The organism is Nonomuraea fuscirosea, from assembly GCF_035917475.1.
Classification (GTDB): domain Bacteria; phylum Actinomycetota; class Actinomycetes; order Streptosporangiales; family Streptosporangiaceae; genus Nonomuraea; species Nonomuraea fuscirosea.
Genome location: NZ_CP109074.1, coordinates 2,175,003 through 2,197,340 on the forward strand (window position 1 = coordinate 2,175,003; position 22,338 = coordinate 2,197,340).

Consider the following 22,338-nt stretch of genomic DNA (forward strand, 5'->3'; position numbering starts at 1 on the left):
AGGCGAGGACATAGTGGTCGTCGAACCTGATGAGGACTCCGCGTACGTGGCGGTGATCGGCCTGGGATACGTGGGCCTGCCGCTCGCCGCGTCGCTCGCCGCGGCCGGCATCCGGGTGGTCGGGATCGACACTGACCCCCGCGTACGTGACGCCGCCCGAGCCGGCCGGCCCCTCCTGCGGGAGCCGGGCATACCCCGGCTGCTCGCCGGTTTGGACGAAAGACAGCTCACCTTCCGCGAGAAGTTGCCTGACGAGCCGCCCCAAGCCGTCATCGTGTGCGTCGGTACCTCGCCGGACACCGAGAGCGACCAGCCCAACCTGCGGCATGTGGAAGCAGCCATCGACATGATCGCGCCGTCCGTCACCGACGACTGCGTCGTGATCGTCCGCAGCACCGTGCCGGTCGGCACCTGCCGCGAGGTCGTGCTGCCCCGGCTGCGGGCGCACACACCGAGGCCACTGCTCGCGTTCTGCCCCGAGCGCACCATTCAGGGAACCTCGCTCGCGGAACTGCACACGCTGCCGCAGATCGTCGGCGGCCTCGACGAGCGGTCCGTCAAAGCGGCGAGCGAGTTGCTCGCTCCCGTCATGCCGGACCGGGTCACCGTCTCCAGCCTGGAGGCCGCCGAGCTGGTGAAGCTGGTGTGCAACGCGCACACCGACCTCATCTACGGCTTCGGCAACGAGATCGCCCTGATCGCGGAGGGCCACGCGCTCGACGCCAACGAGGTGATCGACGCCGCCAACCTGCGCTATCCACGCCCGGACATCTCCCGGCCCGGCTACGTCGGCGGAAGCTGCCTCGTCAAGGATCCGTACATGCTGATGCGGGCGGCCCGGCAGGCCGGCCACCACGCCCCGATGGTGGCCGCGGCCCGGGAGATCAACGAACTGGTGCCGCGGCACGTGGTCGCCAGGGCCGTCACCGAGCTCGAGCGCCGCGGGCGCCCCCTCGCCGATGCCACCGTCCTGGTGTGTGGCATCGCCTACAAAGGACGGCCCGAGACCGACGACGTACGCGGCTCCGCCGCCGCCGTCGTCCAGGCCCAGCTGACCGGCCGGGTGGCGCGGCTGCTCGGCCACGACTTCGTCGTCGCGCCCGAGCGGATCGCCGCCATGGGGCTGCACCCCACCCCCCTGATGGATGGGCTGCGCAAGGCGGACGTGGTGCTGCTCCTGAGCGACCACCCGCGATACGTTCGCGACGACATCGCGGCAGCGCTGACCTCGGCCCCGGTGGTCTTCGACATGTGGGGGCTCTGGCAGGAGCCGCTCACCGATGCGGCCGACATCGCGTACATGAGGCTGGGCCGTGGCTGAACACGCACTCATCACCGGCGGCGCCGGGTTCATCGGCGCTCATCTGGCGCGCAGGCTGCTCGACGAGGGTGCCGAGGTCACCCTGGTCGACGACTTCTCCCGAGGGCAGAGCGACGCCACCTTCGCCGATCTTGAACGCCGTGCCCGGCTCGTCCGCCACGACCTGACCCGGCCGATCCCGGCCGAGGCGTTCCCGACACGTGTGGACACCGTCTACCACCTGGCCGCCGTCGTCGGCGTCCAGCGTACCCAAGACGACCCCGGGCGGGTCCTGCGCACCAATGTGCTGGCCGCGACCCACCTGTTCGATTGGTGCGACCTGACCCGTCCCGACACCGTGTTCCTCAGCTCCACCAGCGAATTCGCGGACGGCGCCGCACACCTGGGGGCGGCCACCTTCCCGACATCCGAGAAAGTGCCGTTCGTGCTGACCGAGCCGCATGCGCCGCGGTCCAGCTACGCGCTGAGCAAGGCCGTCGCCGAGAGCATGCTGCTGTACCGCGCCGACCGGCTGCGCGTACGTATCGGGCGCTACTTCAATGTCTACGGACCGCGCATGGGCCACTCCCACGTCATCCCGCAGTTCGTTGGCCGCGTCCTGGACGGCGAGGACCCGTTCCGGGTCTACGGGGGCGAGCAGACCCGCGCCTTCTGCCATGTCGACGACGCGGTGGCGGCCACCGTCGCCCTGACCCGGCTGCCGGACCCCGGACCGGTGATCGCCAACATCGGCGACGACACACAGGAGATCCGGATCGCGGAACTGGCCCGGCTGCTGTTGCAGGTTGCCGGGGTCTCTCCGCGTCTCGAGTTCCTCGGCGCCCCCGCAAACTCGCCGGCCCGCCGCCTGCCGGACCTGTCCAGGCTGCGCCGGCTCCTGCCCGGGCGCACTTCCGTGCCCCTGGAGAGCGGCCTGCGGCAAATGCTCGACTGGTACAAGGGGGAGCGTCGCGGCCCGTCCGCCGAAGGAGTCCCGCATGGCAGTCAGTGAGACGCGGCGCGAGATCGCCTTCTCCGACAACACGATCGGCCGGCCCGAGATCGACGCCGTGACGGACGTCCTCACCTCCGGTTGGCTCTCCGCCGACCGGCGGACCCGCGTCTTCGAGGAGGAGTTCGCGGCCGCTGCCGGGGCGCGGGACGCGGTCTTCGTCAGCAGCGGCACCGCGGCGCTGCACCTGGCGGTGCTCGCGCTCGGCCTGCGGCCGGGGGACGAGGTCATCATGCCGTCGCTGACCTTCGTGGCGGGAGCGGCGTGCTGCGCCCTGCACGGAGTCGTACCGGTCCTGGCCGACATCCACGGCGCACGGGACCTCACGGTGGACCCCGCCGACATCGAGCGGCTGATCACCGAGCGCACCAGGGCCATCGTGGTCATGCACTACGGGGGATATCCGGCCTCCGTCGCACAGGTCAGGGCCCTCGCCGACCGGCACGGGCTCCCCCTCGTCGAGGATGCCGCGCACAGTCCGGTCGTCTCCACGCCCGACGGCGTACTCGGCACGGTCGGCGACATCGGCTGCTTCAGCTTTTTCGCCACCAAGAATCTGACCACCGGCGAGGGCGGCATGATCCTCGCCCGGGACGCCGAACTGCTGGCCCGCGTACGGTCGTTGCGCTCGCACTGCATCGACGGCTCCTCCCGAAGCCGTACGGCGAGCGGTTCCGCCGGATACGACGTCACCGGCGTCGGCCTCAACTACCGGCCCACCGAGATGGCCGCCGCCCTCGGCTCGGTACAGCTCGGCAGGCTCGACGGCGACCGGTCCCGCCGCAGCGACCTGGTCTCCCTGTACCACGGCGGTCTGGCCGGGATCAGCGGGCTGGACGTGCCGTTCGCCGGGCACCAGGGCGCCTCGGCTCACCATCTGCTGCCCGTACTCCTGCCCGAGGGCAGCGACCGGGAACGGATCAGGCGGCGGCTGCGCGCGGCGGGAGTACCCACTTCCGTGCACTATCCGCCGACGCATCTGATGGCGTACTACCAGGACGACCCGGACGGCCTGCGTGCCGACGCCATCCCGCGCGAACGGCTCGTACGTACCGAGTCGGTCGCACGCAGGCTGCTGTCGCTGCCGCTGCACGCCCGTCTCGGCGACGACGACGTGGCGTACGTCGTGGACCGGTTGGCCGACGTTCTCGCGGGGGAGTGAGCCACAGTGGAGATCACCACGACCGACCGCCGCCTTCACCGCGCCGGGCTTCCCTTCGTGGCGCTCGGTGTGGACCATCACCCCTCGGCCGCCGGCTGCCGCTGGTGGGTGGACTGGGACGAGGACGCCCTTCGGGCCGACTTCGGGCGCATGGCCGAAGCGGGTCTGAACTCGGTGCGGCTCTTCCTGTTCTGGCGCGACTTCATGCCCACGGAGCACGCGGTGGACTCCGAGATGCTCAACCGTCTGGACACCGCCGTCCGCGCGGCCGGAGAGGCGGGTCTGTCCTGCGTTCTGTCGCTTCTGACCATATGGATGAACGGCCAGCGCCTCGACCTGCCCTGGCGGCGGGGGCGCAGTGTGTGGCGCGATCCGGACCTGCTCGCCGCCGAGGAGGCGTACGCGCGAGCCGTGGCCAAGACCGCGCACGCCCACGGCAATGTCCTCGCCTACGACCTCGGCGACGAGTTGTGGAACATCGACGAGGCCGACGCGCTCTCCCTGACCAAGGAAGAGGTCGCCGGCTGGTACCGGCGGCTCGCCGACGCCCTTCGCGAGGAGGCGCCCGGCGCACTCGTCATGCAGGCCAACGACCCGTCGGCGGTGTTCGGCGGCGGCCCGTACGGCTGCGACAACCAGCGGGAGCTCGATCTGATCGCCCTGCACGGGTTCCCACCGTGGGCCCCCGGCGGGATCGAGTCGACTCTGTCGTACAAGGCGACGAACCTGCCGTCGTTCCTGGCCGCCGTCGGCTCGGCCTACGGCCCGGTGCTCATCGACGAACTGGGCAGCTACGGCGTGCACACCGGCACCGCCGCGTCCTTCCTCTCGGCGGCCACCGCGTCGGTCCTCGCCAACGGCGCCGCCGGAGTCTTCGTCTGGTGCTGGCAGGACATCGCGTCGGCGGCGGAGCCGTACCGGGAACGCCCGGCCGAGCGATATGTCGGGCTGCACACCCTGGAGGGCACCCCGAAACCCACCATGGGCACCTACCGACAGGTCCTCGACCACGCCAGCGTTCTCACGGCCGCGCGTGCGCCCGCCTCCGCCGCCCTCGTGCTGCCGCACCGTCTGCGCGGCCAGGGCACCTCGTACCTGGACGGTGCGGGCAGCGCGGTCGCCGCCTTCCACTCCTATCTCCTGCTCAAGCGGGCCCACGTGGACGCCGACGTGGTCACCTCCGCGGGACTCGACCACGACCGGCACGACCTCGTCATGTGCCCGGCCGCGGACCGGCTCACCCTCGACGACCTCGACGCGCTGCGGGCCCACGCCGAGCGCGGCGCCACCGTCTACCTCTCCCTCGGCGACCATCTGCACGGGCTGCCCGGAGCCGACCTCGTCGGGGCCGAGATCGTCGACTTCCGGCTCGGGGACGACGGTAAGAGCGCGCTTTGCTGGGACGACGCGCGATGGCCACTTCGATGGGATCCCGCGGCGATGAAACCCACCACCATGGTCGCCACCACCGGCCGGGTCTTCGCGAGTTACCCCGACGGGTCGCCCGCCCTCGTCGAGCAGGCCGTCGGCCGGGGCCGCGTGCTGTTCACCAACGCACCGCTGGAGTGCCAGTTCGGCGCACCCGGACTGCTCACGTCGAGCGGATGGCACCTCTTCTACGCACGCATCGCCGCGATCGCCCACGTGCGGCCCGCGGTGCGCTGCGAGGAGCCCGACCTGGAGATCGTGAGCGGCCGCGACGGCGGGCTCGTCGTCGTCAACCATGGTGAACACCCCATCTCGGCGCAGCTGTCGACCGCCGGCACACGCCACGCCGTCTCGCTCGGAGCCAAGGAATGGACCGTCCTGGGCCGACGGCTCCCGAGTCACGGAAGGGAGTCCGCGTTGTGAAGGCAGTCGTCTACCACGGGCCCGGGAAGGTCGCAGTCGAAGAGCTGCCACAACCCCGGCTCGCCGGGCCCCGGGACGCGATCGTCAAAGTGCACCGCACGGCTCTGTGCGGCACCGACCTGCACCCCTACCGGGGCGAGACACCCTCGTTCGCGTCCGGCACGGTGCTCGGGCACGAGTTCGCCGGCACGGTCGCCGAGGCGGGCCCACTGGTACCGTTCGCGCCCGGACAGCGGGTGTTCGCCTCCGACATAGTCGCCTGCGGTTCGTGTGCGCCCTGCGCGCACGGCATGCACTACCAATGCGTGTCGGTCGGCCTGTTCGGTTCCTCCACCCTGGTGGGTCCCGCGATCGCGGGTGGCCAGGCCGAATACGTCCGCGTCCCGTTCGCGGACGTCGTTCTGTGCGCCACGCCTGACGGTGTCTCCGACGAGCAGGCACTGTTCGTCGGAGACGTCCTGAGCACGGCGTACGCGGCGGTGATGGGCGCGCGGGTGCGACCGGGCGACGTCGTGGCGGTGGTCGGGGCGGGACCGGTCGGCGTCCTCGCGGCGGCCTGCGCCCGGCTCGCCGGGGCCGCCGAAGTCGTCCTGGCCGACAGCGACGCCGGGCGGCGCGCAGGCTTCACCGGTCCCGGACGGATCGTCGCCCCCACGCAACTCGCCCTTTTGACGGCTGAGTTGACCGGAGGCTGGGGAGCGCATGCCGTGATCGAGGCCGTGGGGGCACCGGCTGCCCTGTCCACCGCCGTCGGGGCCGCGGCCCCACGGGCCACCATCGCCGCGGTCGGCGTGCACCATGCCGACGCCTCTTTCCCCGCGGGCACCGCCTTCGCCCGGGAGCTGACGGTACGCTTCGTCGTAGGCGACCCGATCGACATCCGCGAGCCGGTGCTCGCGCTGCTGCGCCACAAGCGCCTGGACCCGTCCGAGCTGATCAGTCACCGGCTGCCGCTGTCCGCGGCCGCCGACGCCTACGACCTGTTCGACCGCCGCGAAGCCTTCAAGGTCGTCCTCGCTCCGTCCGAAGTGTGACCCTGGCGAGGCCTCGCCGAGGTGCAGAATCAGGGCGCGTGCCGTACGCCTGTATCGCGAGTCGGACCCGAAGCCGACGATCCGGCGGCTGGCCGAGCAGTTGAACGTGAATCACGACGCGCTGCGCAACTGGATCGATGAGATCCGGGAGATGTTCGGGTTCGCCTACGGCGCCGATCGCGTGCATCGGCAGCTGCGCCGTGATGGGATCCGCGTCGGTCGTCAACGCGTCGAGCGGCTGATCGCGGGCCAGGACCGGCGCGGGGCGTTCCTGCGTCGTGGCCGGCGCGGTGGGGCGGCCAGGCAGGACCCGCAGCAACGCCCTTGCATACGGCATCTACACACGAGTTTCCGTTTCTCGCAACGCCTGCAGGACAACGGGAATCCGGCCGTCCATGGGTTCCGCGGTGTGGGAACGGCTGTTCGTCGCCACTGCGGCCGACGTGCCGCCGGTGGGGGCCGAATCGTGCGCGTTCGGGCCGTCAACCTGGCCGATCGGGGATTCTTCTCGATGGACCGGCGGATCCGCGCGTCCGCGACCGGGGCGCACCTGGTGTGGCGGGTCAAGAACGGCGCCAAGAGCCTGCCCGCCCGGCTGGTCGAGTTCACCGTGACCAGCCGCGACCGCTCCGGCCGACCGGTCACAACCAGCCGGCCGCGCGGGCAGACACCAGAACTGGCCGCTCCGTCGAAACGGGGAAGTCCACATCACAACGGTGCGTCGCGCAGGACGTGAACCTGCAACCTCGGATCAAGTGGCAGCCGTCCGTGCGCTTCCCTCGGCTGACAGTTTCCGAATGTGCCGTAGGGCGACGACCGGCACGCTCACACCGATCAGGTTGCAGTAGGCCACCGAGGCGTAGAAGCTGTCCACCGTGCCGGTGGCGTGGGTCGCGGCGGTGCTGACCGCGACGATCAGGCCGAAGTAGATGGCGTTGAGCACGATCGCCCGGAGGCCGCCGCCGGTTTCCTCCATGACGGTCAGCGACATGAGTACCGGGCCCTGGACGGCGTAGGTGAGCGCCACGGCGCCCAGGTAGCTGCCGGCGGCCACGGCCACCCCGGCGTCACCGCTGATCAGCCCTGCCAGTTGCTCGTGCACCGACCACACCAGCAACGCGATCACCACGTAGGCCATGACGGTGACCTCGATGCCGCCGCGCATCGACGCACGTATGCGCGGCCAGTCGCCCGACCCGCGCTGCTGGTTGATGGTGATCGCGGTGGCCGTGCCGAGGACCATTCCCGGCAGCAGCACGAGGTTCTGCATGGTGGACACGACCGTGAAACCGGCCACGGCGTCCGGCCCGTAGTTCCCGAGGACGCCGATGACCGCGAGGTTGTACGCGGAGATCACGAAGAACGACATCGCGATGGGCACGCCGATGCGGCGCAGGTCGGTGAGGACTTCGCGCCGCCAGACCAGGGCGGCCGGCGGATGCCACAGTTCGGTGCGGCGCAGCAGGACCAACCCCATGGCCAGGCCGGCCACACCCGCCGTCGCCTCGGCTATCGGGACCGCCGCGATCCCGATGTCGGTGCCGAGCCCGAGACCGGCCACGAGGCCGATCCGTACGCCCGCCGTGAAGACGACCAGCAGGGTAGCGTGCCGCACATACCCGTAGCCGCGCAGGCTCGACGCGCAGAGTTCCGGCCCGATGGTCAGCAGCCCGGCGGCGCTGGTCCAGCGCAGGAAGGAGACGAACGCGTCCCGCTGCTCGGCGTCCACCTGGAAGAACCCGGCCAGTAGGGGAGCAGCGATCATGAGAACCAGAAACAGGGCGGCGCCGAGCCCGAGCCAGACCCTGGCCAGGCTGGCGGCGTTCGCCATGACGTCCCGCGGACGCCCGGCCCCCTTGCCGATCGCGGCGGCCACCTGGTTGGCGACCGCGAAGCCCACGGTCACGGCGAGGATGACGAGGCTGACCGGCTGATACAGGGAGCGGATATAGATGACGTCGCCCCCCATACGCCCCAGGATGGCCACGATGCCGAGCTGGACGGCGAAATTAAGGGACTCAGCCACGAAGAGCGGGACTGCGAGGCCCGAAATGGTGCGCCACACGTCCCTTCTCTCCTGCGTGGTTAAGGAGAACATACGAGCCTCCAGGAGTGCGACGGCGGGGTGTGAAAAGGACTCACGGGACGCTAGCAACATTCACCGAGGAATGACCATGGGAAGCGCCTGATTCAGGCCGCTGCCGTGTCGAGCCGGCACAGGCTCAGGTATCCGAGGTGCGGGTCGTAGTCCGCCAGGACGATCTTCCGGTCCGACGTCTCCGGGAGGTCGGCGCAGTGCTCCGAGAGCGTGACCCACAGCCCGGTGCACGGCAGTCCGGCAGGGACGCGCAGAACGTCCGCGCTGACACCGGCCTTCGCCCAGTACGGGGCGAAGGCCGGTCGGCAGATCGCGGTGACCGCTCCGGCTTCCTCCACCTCAGTCCGCAGCAGGGTGACGACATCGGATGCCGACACCCCGGCGTGCTGACGGACCCTGGGGGCGCCGAGTGCGCCGTCGCGGTCGAGGACGAGCGCCACGGCCATGTCGCGGGTGGGACGGATGTCCTCGGGGATCGGCGGCCCCTGCCATACGGTCGCCTGGTCCATGACGAGGACGAGCGCACGTCCGTGGGAACCCGGGGGCAGGGTGGTCGCGGTGAGCCGGAGCGCGGTGAACGCGCCTGCGGCGCCTTGGTCGGAGATCGCGAACACCGTGTCGATGCCGTCGAGCACATGCTCCAGGAACGGCATGGGAAAGCCGGGCTCCGCGTCAGGAGTGGAGCTGGCGAGCACCGCCGCGTCGAACCCTTCGGCAAGCGGCCCGAGCCGGCCGAGCATCGGCCCGGTCATGTCGTGGAAGGTGGTCCGGCGACCCGCGAGGTACGCGTCCTCCCACGGGAGCCCGAACAGCTCCCACAGATGGCCGAAATAGGTGCGGTCCAGATCGTTGAAGGCGCTCAGCCCGTCGAAGGCGCAGTGGTCGATGTGGGCAAGGCGCAGGTCCGCCCCGATGCCGTCCGGCTTCGGTCCGATGTACACCGCGTGGCCTTCCTTCCGGTTCAGTGCTCGAAGACCATGGCCGAGAATGTGGCGCCCAGGCCGACCGCGGTCATCAGGTAGCGGTCGCCGGGCGTGAGCCTGCCGTCCGCGCGGGCCGAGCAGTAGTTGATGAAGGCGTCGGCGCCGAAGCAGTGCCCGACTTTGGAGAGGTTGTCCAGGTAGAGGCGGTCAAGGTTCTTGAGTCCCAGGCCCTTGATCACCTTGCGCCAGGACAGCTGATTGACGTGGTGCGGCAGAATGAGGCGGATGTCGTCGATCGTCAGGCCCGCGTGGCCGAGGGCGGCGGTGATGACCTCGACGAGCACGTCGGGGTAACGCACCGCCCATCTCTCGTGATCCTCGTCCGTCATCCGGGAGCCGCGGTAGAACTCGCCGCAGATGCGGGAGGCGTAACCGAGCATCCGGTCCCTGCCGGTGTCGCCCGCCCGGACCAGGAGCGCCACTACGCCCTCGCCCATCACGGCCGTCGCCCCGAGGACGCGCGCGTCGTCGGTGAAGGTCTTCTCCCCGGCGAAGACCAGGGCAAGAGCGTCCGGATCACCGTCCTGCGCGAGCATCCGCCCCGCCAGTTCGACGCAGACCAGTACGGAGGCGCAGGCCTGCTGGCTGACGGAGAACGCCGGCGCGTGCGTCAGGCCGAGAGCCGCGCGGGCCTCGTGCAGCGGGTTGACCGGGTACGGTGCGGACACCGGCATGGTCTTCGCCTGGAGCACGTAGCGCACCAGGTGCTCCTGGCCGCGCAGCTCCGTCAACCCCCGCCCAGCGGCGATGAGGTGCTCCGCCATGCTCCGGTCATGATCCACCCGGATCTCGGAGAACCCGTAGTACAGACGGTATTGCTTGATTTCCTGGTCGCTGTGTCCAAACGCACGCAAGCGTCCGGCGACCGGTTCGCTGTGCCGGGGCAGATGGACCGCGACGGCTTCGAGGGATGTCACCGTTCGCCTCGCTGTGCCCGGCCGTCGCGGGACCCGGGAAACGCGTTTTCGACCACGGCTGCCACGTGCGGCCAGTTCATTCCGTCCCGTATCCGGGTCAGTCCGGCCGCACCGAGGTTCGTACGCAGGTCCTCGCTGTGCAGTAACCGCAGGACCGCGGCCGCGACATCGCCGGCTGTCAGGTCGCACACCAGCCCGTCGACGTCGGCTCGCACCACGTCCTCCACCCCGGCGAATCGCCCGGACACCACCGGCTTGCCACAGGACCATGCCTCCGCGAACACCAGCGGGAAGACATCTGCGCAGGAGGGCAGGCAGAGCAGGTCGCAGGCGGCCAGCGCGTCGTGTTTGCCGCTCTCGTCGAGCAGGCCGAGGTCGAGGATCCGCTCGTCCCGGTGGCGGGCGAAGACGCTTTGGTCCGCCCTCCCGCCCGACGGCCCACCGAAGGCGAGAACCGTCTCCGGAAGTACTCGCCAGATCAATGGGGCTGCTTCGAGCAGGAGGTGATACCCCTTTGACGGAACCCTGCGCCCCAGGAACAGCACCAGCGGCCCGGTCACCGAGTGCCGGTCCCGGAACGCCGCGCCGTCACCGGCCCCGATCAGATCCGGTGCCTGCGGGATGTGGCGGATACGCGAGGCGGGCACGCTGAAGTCGGCCAGGAGCGCCGCCTCCGACGGGGTCAGAGTGAACACGGCACGGGCCGCACCGCACAATCGGCGCCCCAGCCGGTGATCCGGCCAGGTACAGGGGGCGGAGGCGGGTGTCAGCAAGAACTCCGCCCCGCTCTCGCGGGCCAGCTCGTACCCGAGGGCGGCGTATTCCGCCGACGCGAGGTCGTACACGTGCACCACATCGGGACGCCGCCAGTCCGGGCTCACGCCGAGCTGCTCTCGGGTCAGGAACCGGACCGGCAGATCGTCGGACGGTCCGGGCGGGCGCGCGGAATCGGTGAGAACCGCCACCTCGTGCCCGCGTCGGACGAGCGCGGCGGCGGTGCGCCAGGCCATCCGCAGGCCACCGGTGGTCTCACTGTTCGCGTAGCCGCCGAAGACGGTGAGGACCCGGCTCATGCTTCGTCCTCCTTGGCACCGACGGCAGCCTGAAGAGCGGAGATGTCGACCTTTCCCAGCGCGGAGCGGGGGAGAGCCCGCAGGAGATGAACGTGGTGGGGCACCTCGTGGGCGGCAAGCCGCTCGCGGCACAGTGCGATCACCTCGCCGGCCAGTCCGGCACCGCCCCGGGGCCCGGCCACGACGGCGGCGTGGACCGTCTGCTCGCCACGCTCCTCGACACCGAAGACGTGCACGTCGGCCACGTCGGGGTGGTCGCCGACAAGGCGCGCGACCCACTGCGGGTTGACCTTCTTGCCGCCCACGTTGATGAAGGTCTGCTTGCGGCCCAGCAGGAATACCTCGGACGTGTCCGAGATACGCACCAGGTCGCCGGTTTCGTAGAGACCGGGGCCGGGTCCCGGGTCCCCGTCGGAGTATCCGGTGAACATCGTCGAGGTTCGGACCGCGAGCCGATGACCGGATCCGCCGGATTCCTCCCCGAGCGTGTCCGGCAGCAACTCCCATTGCACGCCCGGCGCGAACACCCCCACCGATCTCGGCTGCCAGGTCTCTCTGCTGCCGTCCTGGCAGGCGACGAGCCCGGTCTCGGTGCTTCCGTAGACCTGGTACACCGGCACTCCGCACAGCCGCCGCACGGCATCTGCCGTCTCTTGCGGCAGTGGGCCGCCCGACGACAGCAGGAGCCGCAGCCCCGGCGCGTGCGCCTCGGTTCCCCAGGCGCGGACCAGCATCGAGTACAGCAGAGGCGTGCCGAGCACCACGGACGCACCGTCGGCCAGAGCTCGCACGAGCCGGCCGACCGAGAACTTCGGCATGGTCAGGACTTGAGCGCCGGCTCTCAGCCCGGCGAAGAGACCCCCGATGAGCCCGAACGAGTGCGCTACAGGGACGGGCAGCAGGATTCGGTCCGCCGGGCAGTACCCATGGATGCTCCGGTAAAGCTCGCCTCCCCTGACCGCGGCCCGCATCGGCTGCCGTGCGAGCCGCGGCTCGGACGTCGAACCGGAGGTCAGCAGCAGGAGGTCGGGGCTCGCCGGGCCGGATCCAGCGGGCGGGGTCCGCGACGTCGCGGGGCCGGGTGCGAGCAGGTCGTCATAGGTCAGCTCTGTCGGACCCGTCGGACCCATCGGCGCGGGCACCGCCGACGACTCCGGTCTGATCAGGGTCCGCGCACCGGCGGACCAGATCACCGACCGCTCGTCGCGCAAATGCGAATTGCCCGCCTCGACCACGACGACGTCGACCGCCGCCGCGAGGAGGCCGAGCAGTACGGCGATGCTGCTGCGGCTGCCGTCCAGTACGGCGATCACGGCCGGCCGCAGGCGCTCCGCGTGACGCGCCACCCGCATGACCTCGGCCCGCAGCTCGGCGCCCGACGTCGTCGCTGTCCCCTCCGCGGTCAGCTCACCGAGCACAGGGCGTTCAGTGGCCCGTGCGTCCTCCCAGCTCAGTAGCGCGGCGACCTCCCGCATGGCCTGGTCCGTCACCGTTCACCCAGCTCCGGTGTCGTCGCCGGAACGCGTCCGGCGGCCGTCGCCCGCTCGACGTGGTCGGCCAGGCCCGCCAGCGACAGATGGTCGGACAGGACGGCGTCCACGGCCTCGTCGAGGTCGATCTCGTACGTGTGCAGCAGGTCGCCGACGAGCTGGACCAGGGAGATCGAGTCGAAGCCGAGCGTGACCAGGTCCACGTCGACATCGATCTCCCGCTCCGGGACCCGGAGGAAGCGGGTGGCGAGGCCGCGCAGTTCACGCTCGATCGCGAGCCGTGACGGGGCCGGTTCCTCCGTCGGCGCGCGGTCAGACGGAGCGACGCCCGATGCCATCGTCACGGACGGTGACGGTACCGGATCCGGGTCCTGCGCGAACGGGAGCCAGTACCGCTTCTTCTCGAAGGGATAGCGCGGCAGCGTCACCGGGAAGGGTCGCGGGCCTGGCCACAGGGGGCTCCAGTCGACGACCGAGCCATGCGTCCACAGCCGCGCCAGGTGCGCCAGCTCCCGGTACTCGCGGGTCCGGGCGACGACCGGCTCGGCATTCCCGCCGTCGGCACGGTGCGGCACGGCTGTGCCGTGGCAGACCCGGGGCACGTCGTCGCCGCGCACGAAGGAACGCAGCCCGGCCAGCACCTCCTCAGTGCTCCTCGCCAGGACCGCCAGGCGCACCGGCATCTCCTTGCGGCGCAGCGCGGCCATGTACGTGAGCGCGCGTAGTCCGGGCGCGTCGGCGCGGGCCAGCAGCTCCGCGGTGCGCTCGGCGATGATGCGCAGTTGCGGGAGGGTCCGGGCCGAGAGCAGAAACACGTCCTCCTTGCCGTCGGCGTCCGCGGTCGCTCCGGAGCGGCGGCGTTCGTCCGGGTACTCCTCGACGATGACGTGGGCGCCGGCTCCGCCGGACCCGAACGAGCTGACACCCCCGCGCCGGGGTGTGCCCGGCTCGCTGCGCCAGTCGGTCAGCTCGGTGGGGAAGTAGAAACGACCTGATTCGGTGTCGATCATCGGGTTGACCTTGTCGAGATGGACGCAGGGGGCGATCTGACGGTGCCGGAGCTGAAGTAGGAGTTTGGTCAGGCCGGCGATTCCCGCGGCGCCTTCGAGGTGCCCGATGTTCGCCTTCACCGAGCCGACGGCGCATCGTGGGCGTCCTGCGATGCCGTTCTCCGTGCCGTCGGCGCGAGGAGTGAGCGCGGCGTTGAGCCCTGCCGTTTCGAGGGGGTCACCCAGCTTGGTGCCCGTGCCGTGCGCTTCGATGTAGCCGATGGACTGCGGCGCCATCCCCGCCCGGCGTATCGCCTCGGTGATGAGATCGGCCTGTGCCGTGGGGTTCGGGACAGTGAAACCGGAGCGGCGGCCCGCGGAGTTGACGAAACTCGCCTTGATCACGCCCCATATCTCGTCGTTGTCGGCCTCGGCGTCCGCGAGTGACTTCAGGAGAACGGCGCCCACTCCTTCGCCGGGCACGAAGCCGTTGGCCCCGGCGTCGAACGCCCGGCACCGCCCCTCGGGTGAGAGCATGCTCCTGGAGGCCAGTCCGGCCAGGTGAGCGGGATGCAGGATGAGGTTGGCCCCGCCCGCGATGGCCATCCGGCATTCACCGTTACGGATGCTCTGACAGGCCAGGTGCACGGCGGTGAGCGAGGAGGAGCAGGCGGAGCCGACCGCGTAACTCGGCCCCTGGAAGTCGCAGTGGTACGAGACCATGTTGGCCAGTCGCCACGCTGTTGAATCGGCGCTGGTCAACTGCCCTGTGTTCCAGCCCGTGGCAGCGATCCGGCCGTACGTCTCGTACATGAGGCCGACGAACACCCCGGTCGATCTCTCGTGGGTGGCCGTCCCCAGGTAGCCGGTCTCCTCAAGCAGGCTCCAGACCACCTCGAGGAAGAGGCGTTCCTGCGGGTCCATGATCTCGGCATCGCTCGGCAGGACGTCGAAGAACGCGGCGTCGAACCCCGCGACATCGTCCAGGAAAGCACCCCACTTGCCATAGCTTTTCTGGTCGCGCCCGCGGCGCTCGTCATGGTGGGTGCGCCAGTTCCATCGTTCCTCAGGTATCTCGACCACGCGATCGGCGCCCGTGCGCAGCGTCTCCCACAGGCCGGCCATGTCGGTCGAGCCGGGGTAGTAGCCGCCGACACCGACCACAGCGATGTCCAAGGGGCTTTCGACACGTTCCGACTCTGGACCCGGCATCATGCGTACCCCTCTGAACGATGCTGTCTGCGGAAGTACTTGACGGTTGGATCCGCCGAACCGCCGGAGTCCAGATACTTCGCGAACCGGTCGGCGTTCACCGCGTGTACGAAATTCCAGGTCACGGAGACGCTGGCGGATAGGGCGACGGCCGTGTGGTACCAGCCGGCGGGGATGAAGATGGCGTCGCCCGGCTGAAGTGTCACGTCCAGCGCGGGTTCGACGGAGTTCCACAGCGGGAACCGGGCGGTGTCCGGCCGGTCGAGGTCGACGACGCCCGCGCCGTCGCTCAGCGCCTTCCCCGCTGCCGGGGGGTAGAGCACGAAACGCTTCTCGCCGGTGATCTGGCAGAGGCAGGCGTCGCTGGCCCATGGGTCCACGTGCAGGCGAGTCCGCCCGCCGGCCGCGCAGAGGAAGAGTCCCTTGGCCGGGAAGCTGTCCTTCGTCGGATCGGCGTTCTCCTTGATGGCCGGGAATACGTAGTCGTCCGACGGCAGCCAGGAAGGTGCCGCCCAGTCGCCCTTCAGTTCCGCGAACGCGTCGTCCGCGCAGATCATCTGGAAGTTGCGCTGCCTCGCGTACCAACGCATGTACGGGACCGGCTCGCCGTCGGCCACGCCGTCCGCCATCGCGGAGATGTACTCCTCGAAGCGCACGACCCGCTGCATCTCGAACAGGGAGTCGAAGACCGGAACGCGGCAGGCCCCGAAGCGCCGGGCCAGCTCGCCCAGGTCCCACGGCGGGGGCTGCGGCCACCACTGCCGGCACCAGCCCCTGCTGACGAGAGGCTGATTCGCGGCGAGATGGCCCGCGATGAATTCCGCGCTGCTCATGCCGGCGGGCGACGTGTTACCGGCCATCCGATGGCCCTCCGTTCATTTCCGCGTTTCGGCGACCGCGAAGGCCACCACGAGATCCGCCTGATGGGTGAGGCTCACCACCACCTCGTCCAGCTCCAGCGCATCGGCGATCGTCCGGGCGCCTCGGTGCAACGTGACGACGGGTCTTCCCCAGGGGTCACCGAGCACTTCGATGTCCCGCCAGTGAATGCCCTGCCCGAACCCCCGGCCGAGGACCTTGCACGTCGCCTCCTTGGCGCAGAAACGCCCTGCGAGGCGCTCCACCCGGCGCTCCGGCCGAAGCCCCACGGTCTGGGCGAGCTCGCCCTCGGTGAAGAGCAGGGAGCAGTAGCGGCCGCGCCGCGCTATGGGCGCGAATCGATGGATGGCCAGCAGATCGACACCTGTCCGCACACCAGATCCCTCCTAGGGCGCCTTCAGGACACCGCACCCAGAGCCTCGGCTCCCACGAAGTCGGCCAGGGTGGCGACGGTGCTGAAGACCTCGGGTTCCAGTTCGTCCAGGTCGACTTCCAGGCCGATGCTGTCCTCCAGGGCCATCATCAGCTCGACGACGTTGGTGGAATCCAGACCGAGGTCCTCCACGAGGCGGGCGTCCGCGTCGAGTTCGGGGATCTCCCGGTCGAGTACGACGGAGAGTGCGACGCGGATGTGCTCGACGGTCTGCTCGCGGTTCATCAGCCCTCATCTCTCGTGCTCGTCGGTGCCGGGGTCCGGGCGTACAGGTGCTGCTGGCGCAACAGGTCATCCGGCAGATCGCGGCTGCGCACGAGATGAGCCGCGCCGTCCCGGACGAGTACCTCCGCGGGGAAGCCGTGGCTCAGGAACCGGCCAGGCGAGGCCGAAGGGCCGTAGGCGCCGGATCTGGTGACGCCCAGCAGGTCACCTTCCCGGAGCGGCGGCAGGACGGCACCCTTGAGCAGGGTGTCGTTAGGCGTGCAGAGCGGACCGGTGATAGTCCAGGGCCGAGGCGCGCTGTCGTCGTGCGGACGGTTGAGCAGGGCCACCGGGAAGTTCCGCTTGGTGTACGAGCCGATGCCCACCGCGGCCATGTGATGGTTGGTGCCGCCGTCCGCGACGGCGAACCATTTGCCCATGGACTCCTTCACATAACGCACCGACACCACGTAGACACCGGCGCGCGCGGTCAGGAAGCGCCCCGATTCCATCAGCAGGCGCGTACCGGGGTGGGTGCGCGCGAACTCCTCGATCAGGGGGTTGATGCACTCGGCCACCCGCTTTTCGTCGAGGTCCTCCTCACCGTCGAAGTAGGCGACGCCCAGTCCGCCGCCGATGTCCACGGCCTCCAGCGGGATCCCTGTGGCGGCTGCCACCCGGTCCGCCAGCTCCAGGATGTAGCGGGTGTTCCTCCCGATGATGTCGGCATCGAGGATCCGGGTGCCCATGTACACGTGGATGCCCGCCGGTTCGGCGTTCCGCCAGCGCGACGACAGGTCTCCGGCCGCGAGCACCAGCGCTTCGTCGATCCCGAACTGCAGCGGCCGCCCGCCCATGGTCAGGCGCGATCCGCGGACCGTGAAGGCCGGATTGATCCGCAGCAGGACGCGCTGACGGACTCCGCGCTCGTCGGCGAGCCGGTCGATCCGGTCCACTTCGTCGAAGGACTCGGCGACGATGGCGTAGACGCCGGCCTCCAGGCAGGCGGCCAGCTCGTCGTCGCTCTTGCCGGGGCCGAGGAAGACGATATCTCGCGCTTCGGCGCCGGCTAGGAGCGCGGTGCGCAGTTCGACCAGCGACGACACCTCGGCCCGCGCGCCGCCCTCGAGGAGTGTGGCGAACACGCTGATGTTCGGGTTCGATTTGAGCGAGAAGAAGGCTTCAAGGGCGGGGTGCAGCGCCCCGGACAGGGCGGAAAGGGTGCGCAGCAGGACATCGCCGTCGTAGACGTAGAGCGGCGTGCCGAAGCGTTCGACCAGCTCCGTGTATTCGATTCCCTGGATGTTCATAGGCTCTCAGGTCGGTGGACTCGTGCCGCCCGGCAGGGGCCGCGACTACGGTCATGCTCGGTCCGCTCCCCCTCGGGGACAAGGCTTGGGCGGGCGCTCCACGGACCTGCCCGAAGGGCCAGGGGTTAATGCCAGATTCCCAACAGCGCCCAGGCGGCTGAAAAATCGGGCCCGGTAGCCCGGCACGCCGGCGGCAGGAGCGGAGGGACAACAGGTGACGACCGATGCGGATCCCGAGCATGCCTCGGCCACCGCGAGGGGGTCGTCCTGACCGCCATCGTCGAGGTGTCGAGACATGTTCCCCGGCAGCGGATCGGAATCGAGGAGCTGGGGGCCCGACTGGGCCTGACGCCGTCGCGCGTACGCCTCTACGAACGCCTGTTCGGACTCAAGTGGTTTCCCTACGAAACTGGCTCCACCGCAACGGACCTCATGCTGGCGTCGGCGTCGGGCCTGACCCAGCTCCGCGAGCGGGAGAAGGACATTCACTATGTCGTCCTGGGGCGTGCGATCGAGTTCGCCTCCCCGTACCCGTTGATGCATGTGCAGGAGGTCGTGCGGTCGCTGTCCCTGGAACACGCGACGGCATTCACGGTGACGCAGCATTCCTGCGCGACCGGCCTGCTCGCCGTGTCACTCGCCGGACGGCTGCTGGCCGCCGACCCGGATCCCCGGGCGCTCGCGCTGGTCCTCACGGGCGAGAAGGCGTTCTCGCCGACGGTTCAGCTCCTGTCGGACATCACCATCAACAGCGAGGGCACGGCGGCGGCACTGATCGCGTCCTCCGCCGACCACGACAGTCTGATCGGGTCCGCCACCAAGATCTACGGACGACGCAGTGACTACGTTCCCGCACTGGCGCAGATCATTCTGGATGCGGTCGATTCGGCGAAACTGACATTGGAAGACATCGCCTTAATATTGCCGCACAATGTCAACCGGTTCACCTGGAAAAAGGTCTGCGCGCTCCTCGGCATACCGCTCGACCGAGTCTTCCTCGACAACGTGCCGACCATGGGACACAGCTTCTGCGCGGACGCCTTCTTGAATTATCTGGACGCTCGTGACGGTGGACGCCTGAATTACGGCGATCGGTACGTCATGGCCGCCGCCGGCCTCGGCGGCACCTATTCAGCCATGGTGTTCACACACTGACGGAGGTGAGTCGCCATGCAGCAGGGGCAAGGACAAGTGTCGGCTACGGGCAAGCCCTTCTCGTGGACGTCGAGACTCTGCCGGCACGAGTCGTTCCCGCTGCAGAAGACCACGTTGCGCGTCATCGACGGGATGCGCAGGCAGCAGCGTCTCGACAGCATGGAAAAGCAGAAGCGGAGGCGGACGCCATCCTTGCAAGCCTGCGGCAGGACCCCAGCCTGAAATACCGCATCGGCGGGCGACAGCTGTTGCAGGCACTTCTCCAGAGGCCGGGTCATGTGCTGGATCAGAATTCCGTGAGTGACATTCCGAACCACTGACTTCCGCGTATCGCACCCTTGGTTCGTATTTACGCCTAGGAGTGCGGTGAGGACACGTCGGGGTGAAACGCAGGGCTCACGCTTGGGAATGGAAAACATAATGCCAGACGAAGTACACCTTGCGCCCGCCCGTCCGGCGCCGGACACGCTGGCGATTGCGGGGAGTTCCCCCGTCCGTCCACCGGACCGACCGTGGCCCAGATGGCCGCAGCCCGCCGAGAACGCCCCAGATCTGTTGGCCTCCGTGCTCGCCGGCGGCCGCTGGGCGATCAGCGGACCGGCCACGGGCAGCGAACCCTACGAACGTGCTTTCGGCCGCAGGTTCGCCGAGTACGTGGGCACGCGCCACTGCGTACCGGTGGACCATGGCTCCAGCGCTCTGGTCACCGCGCTGGAAACTCTCCGGCTGCCCTACGGGTCCACGGTCCTCGTACCGGCGCTCACCTGGGTCGCGAGCGCCAGCGCGGTCTTCCGTGCCGGCCTCGTGCCGATACTGGTCGACGTCGACCCCGAGACGGGCTGTGTCGGCCCGGACAACATCGCACCGGAAGCGGATACGGGCGCCCTGATCGCCGTTCACTGGGCCTGCGCCATGGCGGACATCCCAGGGATTCGCGAGATCACCGATCCCCTGGGCATCACCGTCATCGAGGATGCGGCCCAGGCGCACGGCGCCCAGTGGCTCGGGAAGCAGGCCGGATCGCTGGGCCGGATCGGCTGCTTCAGCATGCAGCACTCGAAAGTGCTCACCGCGGGCGAGGGTGGCGCCGTGGTCACCGATGACGACGCGCTGGCCGCGCTCCTTGAGGAATTGCGCGCGGACTCCCGGCGGTACGCCGACGGTCAGTCGACGGCCATGGGCCTCGACCTCGTGGAGAGCGCGACCCTGATGGGAGCCAACTTCTGTCTCAGTGAGTTCGGCGCGGCGGTCCTGTGCGCCCAGCTCGGCATTCTCGACGAGCAGCACGCGATACGCAACGCCAATTACCTCCTGCTCGGGAAGCTGCTCGCGGACGTGCCCGGTGTGCGGCTGCTGAACCACCGCGAGGAACAGACCCGGCTCTCCCTCTACGAGGTACCGCTGATCTTCGATCCGCTGCCGGATGGGGTGACGGCGCAGCAGATCGCCGACGCGCTCACCGCCGAGCTGCACACGCGTTTCTATCCTCCGCGGGCGCCCCTCAACCGCAGCACGCTGCTGCGGCCGTGGACGAAGCCGAGCCTCGCGCACCTCGCCGGGCGCTTCGTCGCCGAGCACCGTGCCCGAACGTATCCGCACGCCGAACACCTGGTCGCACACACCGTGCTCGCCCATCACAGCAGCTTCCTGGGGGACGAGCGCGACATGGCCGACATCGCCGACGCGGTGGCGAAGGTCTTGATCGCGTACCAGTGATCCGGCGGGCCGTGCGCATCGTCCGGTGCGAGGTCGGTGTCGTGCTGGATCAGTTCTGGTGGAGCTGTATTCGGCCGACGGGCAGGTCCGGGCGCTCCACGATGTGTCCCACGGTCTGGAGATAGTCCCGGGCGAGACCGGCAGCCACGTCCGCTTCGAAGAAGCAGGGGTTGTAGGTGACCGTACCGCCGGTCCGTGCGCGGTTCACCGAGATGGAGGGCGCCCCACGCTTCATCCACAGCTCCAGGTCGCCGGCCGGGGGCATGAGAGGACCGTTCGCAGTGACGCCAGTGGGGCAGAACATGTCCGGACGGCTGATGGAGAGATCGCCGACCCGGTCGTCCTCCTGGAACCTCGGCGGGTCCGCCTGGAACCAGGAGTCGAAGAGGTGGAGGAACGGCCAGGGCCGCTCCTTCTCGAAATCCGGGTGGACGGCGCGCGCGATGCGTTTGAAGGACCACCCTCTGGCCGTCTCGCGCTTGAGGCGCGCATGGGTTTCCGTCACGACGTCACGCAAGGGAACGTCCGCCCGCGCTGCGGACAGGAGGTACACATTGGTGGTGAACTGCCCCATGGACTGGGCGGCCCCGTCCATCTTTCCCCTGGCCAGGGTGACGGTGCCGATGCGCAGGCCGTCGAGGCCCGTGCGCAGCCGCAGACAAACTTGATAGGCGGCGAGAAGCACGACGAACGGGGTGGTTCTCAACTGCCAGGCCAGGCGCCGTACTCCGGTGGAGATGCCGTCCTCGAAGGAAAAGGCATACGAGGTCTCCGCGACCATGTCGGCACCGGAACGTTCGCCGCGCTGTGCCCTGGTGGGAAACAGAATTCCGGGGCGAGCCAGACCCAGGTCCGCCGTCCGGCGGTCTCCTGTGGTGGAATCCTGCGCGATGCGTTGAAGCTCCGCCAGCTCGCGGAACGTGACTGCCGTGGAGACTTCTGGAGTGGCCGGGCCTGTCCGGGCCGTCTGGGAAAGGTCGCCTCGCCGGATGCTGTAACTCCTCATCAGGTCGCTGAAGAAGACGCTGAGGGACCGCCCGTCGCAGACGAGGTGAGAGAAGCCGGCCACGACAAGGTGCCGTTCCGGCGCGAGGCGCACGAGGCGGACGGACCACAGTGGCGCCTTGCCGAAATCGAAGACCTGCGCGGATGATTCCCGTATCAACCGCGCGACCGGTCCCAGCTGCTTCTCCTCCGAGAGATCCGAGAGGTCGACGAACGACACCACCGGCCGCACATCGTGCCGGATCCGCAGGAGCGGGTCCCGGCCCAGTTCGGCGCACTCGATCCGGAGAGCATCGTGTCGCCCCGTGACATCGTCGATGGCGTCGTACAACGACTCCAGGTGGACCTGCCCCTTCAGCAACCTGAAGTCGCAGACGTTGAACCGCTCGGCACCTGGATCGTCGGGCGAGAAGTAGTGGATGAATTCCCAGATCGCTTCCTGGCTCGGAGCGAGTGGAAGCAACTCCGTGTCGGAGCGCACAGATTCTTCCTGCATCGTGTTTCCTCCGGTCGGA

Annotated in this window: 19 protein-coding genes; 8 read left to right on the forward strand and 11 right to left on the reverse strand. The window is 69.4% G+C overall.

The genetic code is table 11. From position 1 onward, the window contains the following. Window positions 1-13: 13 nt before the first annotated feature. From OIE67_RS09715 to OIE67_RS09740, 6 genes are read left to right on the forward strand one after another with little or no spacing between them, the layout of a single operon-like run. Window positions 14-1,321, forward strand: a complete 1,308-nt coding sequence (locus tag OIE67_RS09715; protein ID WP_326638730.1) for a nucleotide sugar dehydrogenase — start codon at window positions 14-16, stop codon at window positions 1,319-1,321. After that, window positions 1,314-2,312 (forward strand): NAD-dependent epimerase/dehydratase family protein, encoded by a 999-nt coding sequence (locus tag OIE67_RS09720; protein WP_326638732.1) that lies wholly within the window; start codon window positions 1,314-1,316, stop codon window positions 2,310-2,312. The genes OIE67_RS09715 and OIE67_RS09720 overlap by 8 nt, the downstream gene beginning before the upstream one ends. After that, on the forward strand, window positions 2,299-3,474 hold the full coding sequence (locus OIE67_RS09725) for a DegT/DnrJ/EryC1/StrS family aminotransferase (RefSeq protein ID WP_326638733.1): 1,176 nt from the start codon (window positions 2,299-2,301) through the stop codon (window positions 3,472-3,474). The genes OIE67_RS09720 and OIE67_RS09725 overlap by 14 nt, the downstream gene beginning before the upstream one ends. Before the next feature lie 6 nt (window positions 3,475-3,480). Beyond that, on the forward strand, window positions 3,481-5,325 hold the full coding sequence (locus OIE67_RS09730; RefSeq protein ID WP_326638735.1) for a hypothetical protein: 1,845 nt from the start codon (window positions 3,481-3,483) through the stop codon (window positions 5,323-5,325). Then, window positions 5,322-6,359, forward strand: a complete 1,038-nt coding sequence (locus OIE67_RS09735) for an alcohol dehydrogenase catalytic domain-containing protein (RefSeq protein ID WP_326638737.1) — start codon at window positions 5,322-5,324, stop codon at window positions 6,357-6,359. The genes OIE67_RS09730 and OIE67_RS09735 overlap by 4 nt, the downstream gene beginning before the upstream one ends. Before the next feature lie 28 nt (window positions 6,360-6,387). Next, a complete protein-coding gene (locus OIE67_RS09740) occupies window positions 6,388-7,095 on the forward strand; it encodes an IS3 family transposase (protein ID WP_326645292.1) in 708 nt (235 codons plus the stop codon). Window positions 7,096-7,110: 15 nt separating this feature from the next. On the opposite strand, the gene OIE67_RS09745 is transcribed toward OIE67_RS09740, so the two are convergent. The 10 genes from OIE67_RS09745 to OIE67_RS09790 all read right to left on the reverse strand — a co-directional run bounded on the left by OIE67_RS09745 (window position 7,111) and on the right by OIE67_RS09790 (window position 17,947). Then, complete coding sequence (locus OIE67_RS09745) at window positions 7,111-8,385, reverse strand: MATE family efflux transporter (protein WP_326638739.1); 1,275 nt, start codon at window positions 8,383-8,385, stop codon at window positions 7,111-7,113. Between the two features lie 164 nt (window positions 8,386-8,549). Then, window positions 8,550-9,398 (reverse strand): hypothetical protein, encoded by an 849-nt coding sequence (locus OIE67_RS09750; RefSeq protein WP_326638741.1) that lies wholly within the window; start codon window positions 9,396-9,398, stop codon window positions 8,550-8,552. A gap of 20 nt (window positions 9,399-9,418) precedes the next feature. Continuing rightward, window positions 9,419-10,204 (reverse strand): 3-oxoacyl-[acyl-carrier-protein] synthase III C-terminal domain-containing protein, encoded by a 786-nt coding sequence (locus tag OIE67_RS09755; RefSeq protein ID WP_326638743.1) that lies wholly within the window; start codon window positions 10,202-10,204, stop codon window positions 9,419-9,421. Between the two features lie 149 nt (window positions 10,205-10,353). Then, window positions 10,354-11,430 carry a glycosyltransferase family 4 protein gene (locus OIE67_RS09760; RefSeq protein WP_326638745.1) on the reverse strand — a complete coding sequence of 359 codons (1,077 nt, stop codon included), beginning with the start codon at window positions 11,428-11,430 and terminating at the stop codon, window positions 10,354-10,356. Then, the gene (locus OIE67_RS09765) at window positions 11,427-12,905 is read right to left on the reverse strand and encodes a class I adenylate-forming enzyme family protein (RefSeq protein ID WP_326638747.1); all 1,479 of its coding nucleotides are present in this window, start codon (window positions 12,903-12,905) and stop codon (window positions 11,427-11,429) included. Before OIE67_RS09765 ends, OIE67_RS09760 begins: the two co-directional genes overlap by 4 nt. 11 nt (window positions 12,906-12,916) lie before the next feature. Next, complete coding sequence (locus tag OIE67_RS09770) at window positions 12,917-15,085, reverse strand: beta-ketoacyl synthase N-terminal-like domain-containing protein (protein ID WP_326638749.1); 2,169 nt, start codon at window positions 15,083-15,085, stop codon at window positions 12,917-12,919. Window positions 15,086-15,120: 35 nt separating this feature from the next. Beyond that, on the reverse strand, window positions 15,121-15,981 hold the full coding sequence (locus tag OIE67_RS09775; RefSeq protein ID WP_326638751.1) for a cupin-like domain-containing protein: 861 nt from the start codon (window positions 15,979-15,981) through the stop codon (window positions 15,121-15,123). A 15-nt stretch (window positions 15,982-15,996) separates the two neighbouring features. Then, window positions 15,997-16,374, reverse strand: a complete 378-nt coding sequence (acpS, locus tag OIE67_RS09780; protein ID WP_326638753.1) for a holo-ACP synthase — start codon at window positions 16,372-16,374, stop codon at window positions 15,997-15,999. A gap of 23 nt (window positions 16,375-16,397) precedes the next feature. Beyond that, a complete protein-coding gene (locus tag OIE67_RS09785; RefSeq protein WP_106234693.1) occupies window positions 16,398-16,658 on the reverse strand; it encodes an acyl carrier protein in 261 nt (86 codons plus the stop codon). Beyond that, window positions 16,658-17,947 (reverse strand): type III PLP-dependent enzyme, encoded by a 1,290-nt coding sequence (locus OIE67_RS09790; RefSeq protein ID WP_326638755.1) that lies wholly within the window; start codon window positions 17,945-17,947, stop codon window positions 16,658-16,660. Before OIE67_RS09790 ends, OIE67_RS09785 begins: the two co-directional genes overlap by 1 nt. 285 nt (window positions 17,948-18,232) lie before the next feature. Here OIE67_RS09790 and OIE67_RS09795 point away from each other — a divergent pair, with 285 nt between their 5' ends. Both OIE67_RS09795 and OIE67_RS09800 read left to right on the forward strand, forming a co-directional pair. Beyond that, window positions 18,233-19,102 (forward strand): 3-oxoacyl-[acyl-carrier-protein] synthase III C-terminal domain-containing protein, encoded by an 870-nt coding sequence (locus OIE67_RS09795; RefSeq protein ID WP_326638757.1) that lies wholly within the window; start codon window positions 18,233-18,235, stop codon window positions 19,100-19,102. A gap of 564 nt (window positions 19,103-19,666) precedes the next feature. After that, window positions 19,667-20,818 (forward strand): DegT/DnrJ/EryC1/StrS family aminotransferase, encoded by a 1,152-nt coding sequence (locus OIE67_RS09800; protein ID WP_326638759.1) that lies wholly within the window; start codon window positions 19,667-19,669, stop codon window positions 20,816-20,818. Between the two features lie 49 nt (window positions 20,819-20,867). Here the strand turns inward: OIE67_RS09800 and OIE67_RS09805 are convergent, their stop codons facing one another. Next, window positions 20,868-22,319: a condensation domain-containing protein gene (locus OIE67_RS09805; RefSeq protein ID WP_326638761.1), complete on the reverse strand. Its 1,452-nt coding sequence runs from the start codon at window positions 22,317-22,319 to the stop codon at window positions 20,868-20,870. Window positions 22,320-22,338: the final 19 nt, after the last annotated feature.

Bases quoted from the DNA above. Each gene is read 5' to 3' on its own strand.
- OIE67_RS09790 (WP_326638755.1), bottom strand. From the start codon at position 17,947: ATGAACATCCAGGGAATCGAATACACGGAGCTGGTCGAACGCTTCGGC.
- OIE67_RS09725 (WP_326638733.1), top strand. From the start codon at position 2,299: ATGGCAGTCAGTGAGACGCGGCGCGAGATCGCCTTCTCCGACAACACG.
- OIE67_RS09805 (WP_326638761.1), bottom strand. From the start codon at position 22,319: ATGCAGGAAGAATCTGTGCGCTCCGACACGGAGTTGCTTCCACTCGCT.
- OIE67_RS09775 (WP_326638751.1), bottom strand. From the start codon at position 15,981: ATGGCCGGTAACACGTCGCCCGCCGGCATGAGCAGCGCGGAATTCATC.
- OIE67_RS09760 (WP_326638745.1), bottom strand. From the start codon at position 11,430: ATGAGCCGGGTCCTCACCGTCTTCGGCGGCTACGCGAACAGTGAGACC.
- OIE67_RS09755 (WP_326638743.1), bottom strand. From the start codon at position 10,204: ATGGCGGAGCACCTCATCGCCGCTGGGCGGGGGTTGACGGAGCTGCGC.
- OIE67_RS09765 (WP_326638747.1), bottom strand. From the start codon at position 12,905: ATGCGGGAGGTCGCCGCGCTACTGAGCTGGGAGGACGCACGGGCCACT.
- OIE67_RS09785 (WP_106234693.1), bottom strand. From the start codon at position 16,658: ATGAACCGCGAGCAGACCGTCGAGCACATCCGCGTCGCACTCTCCGTC.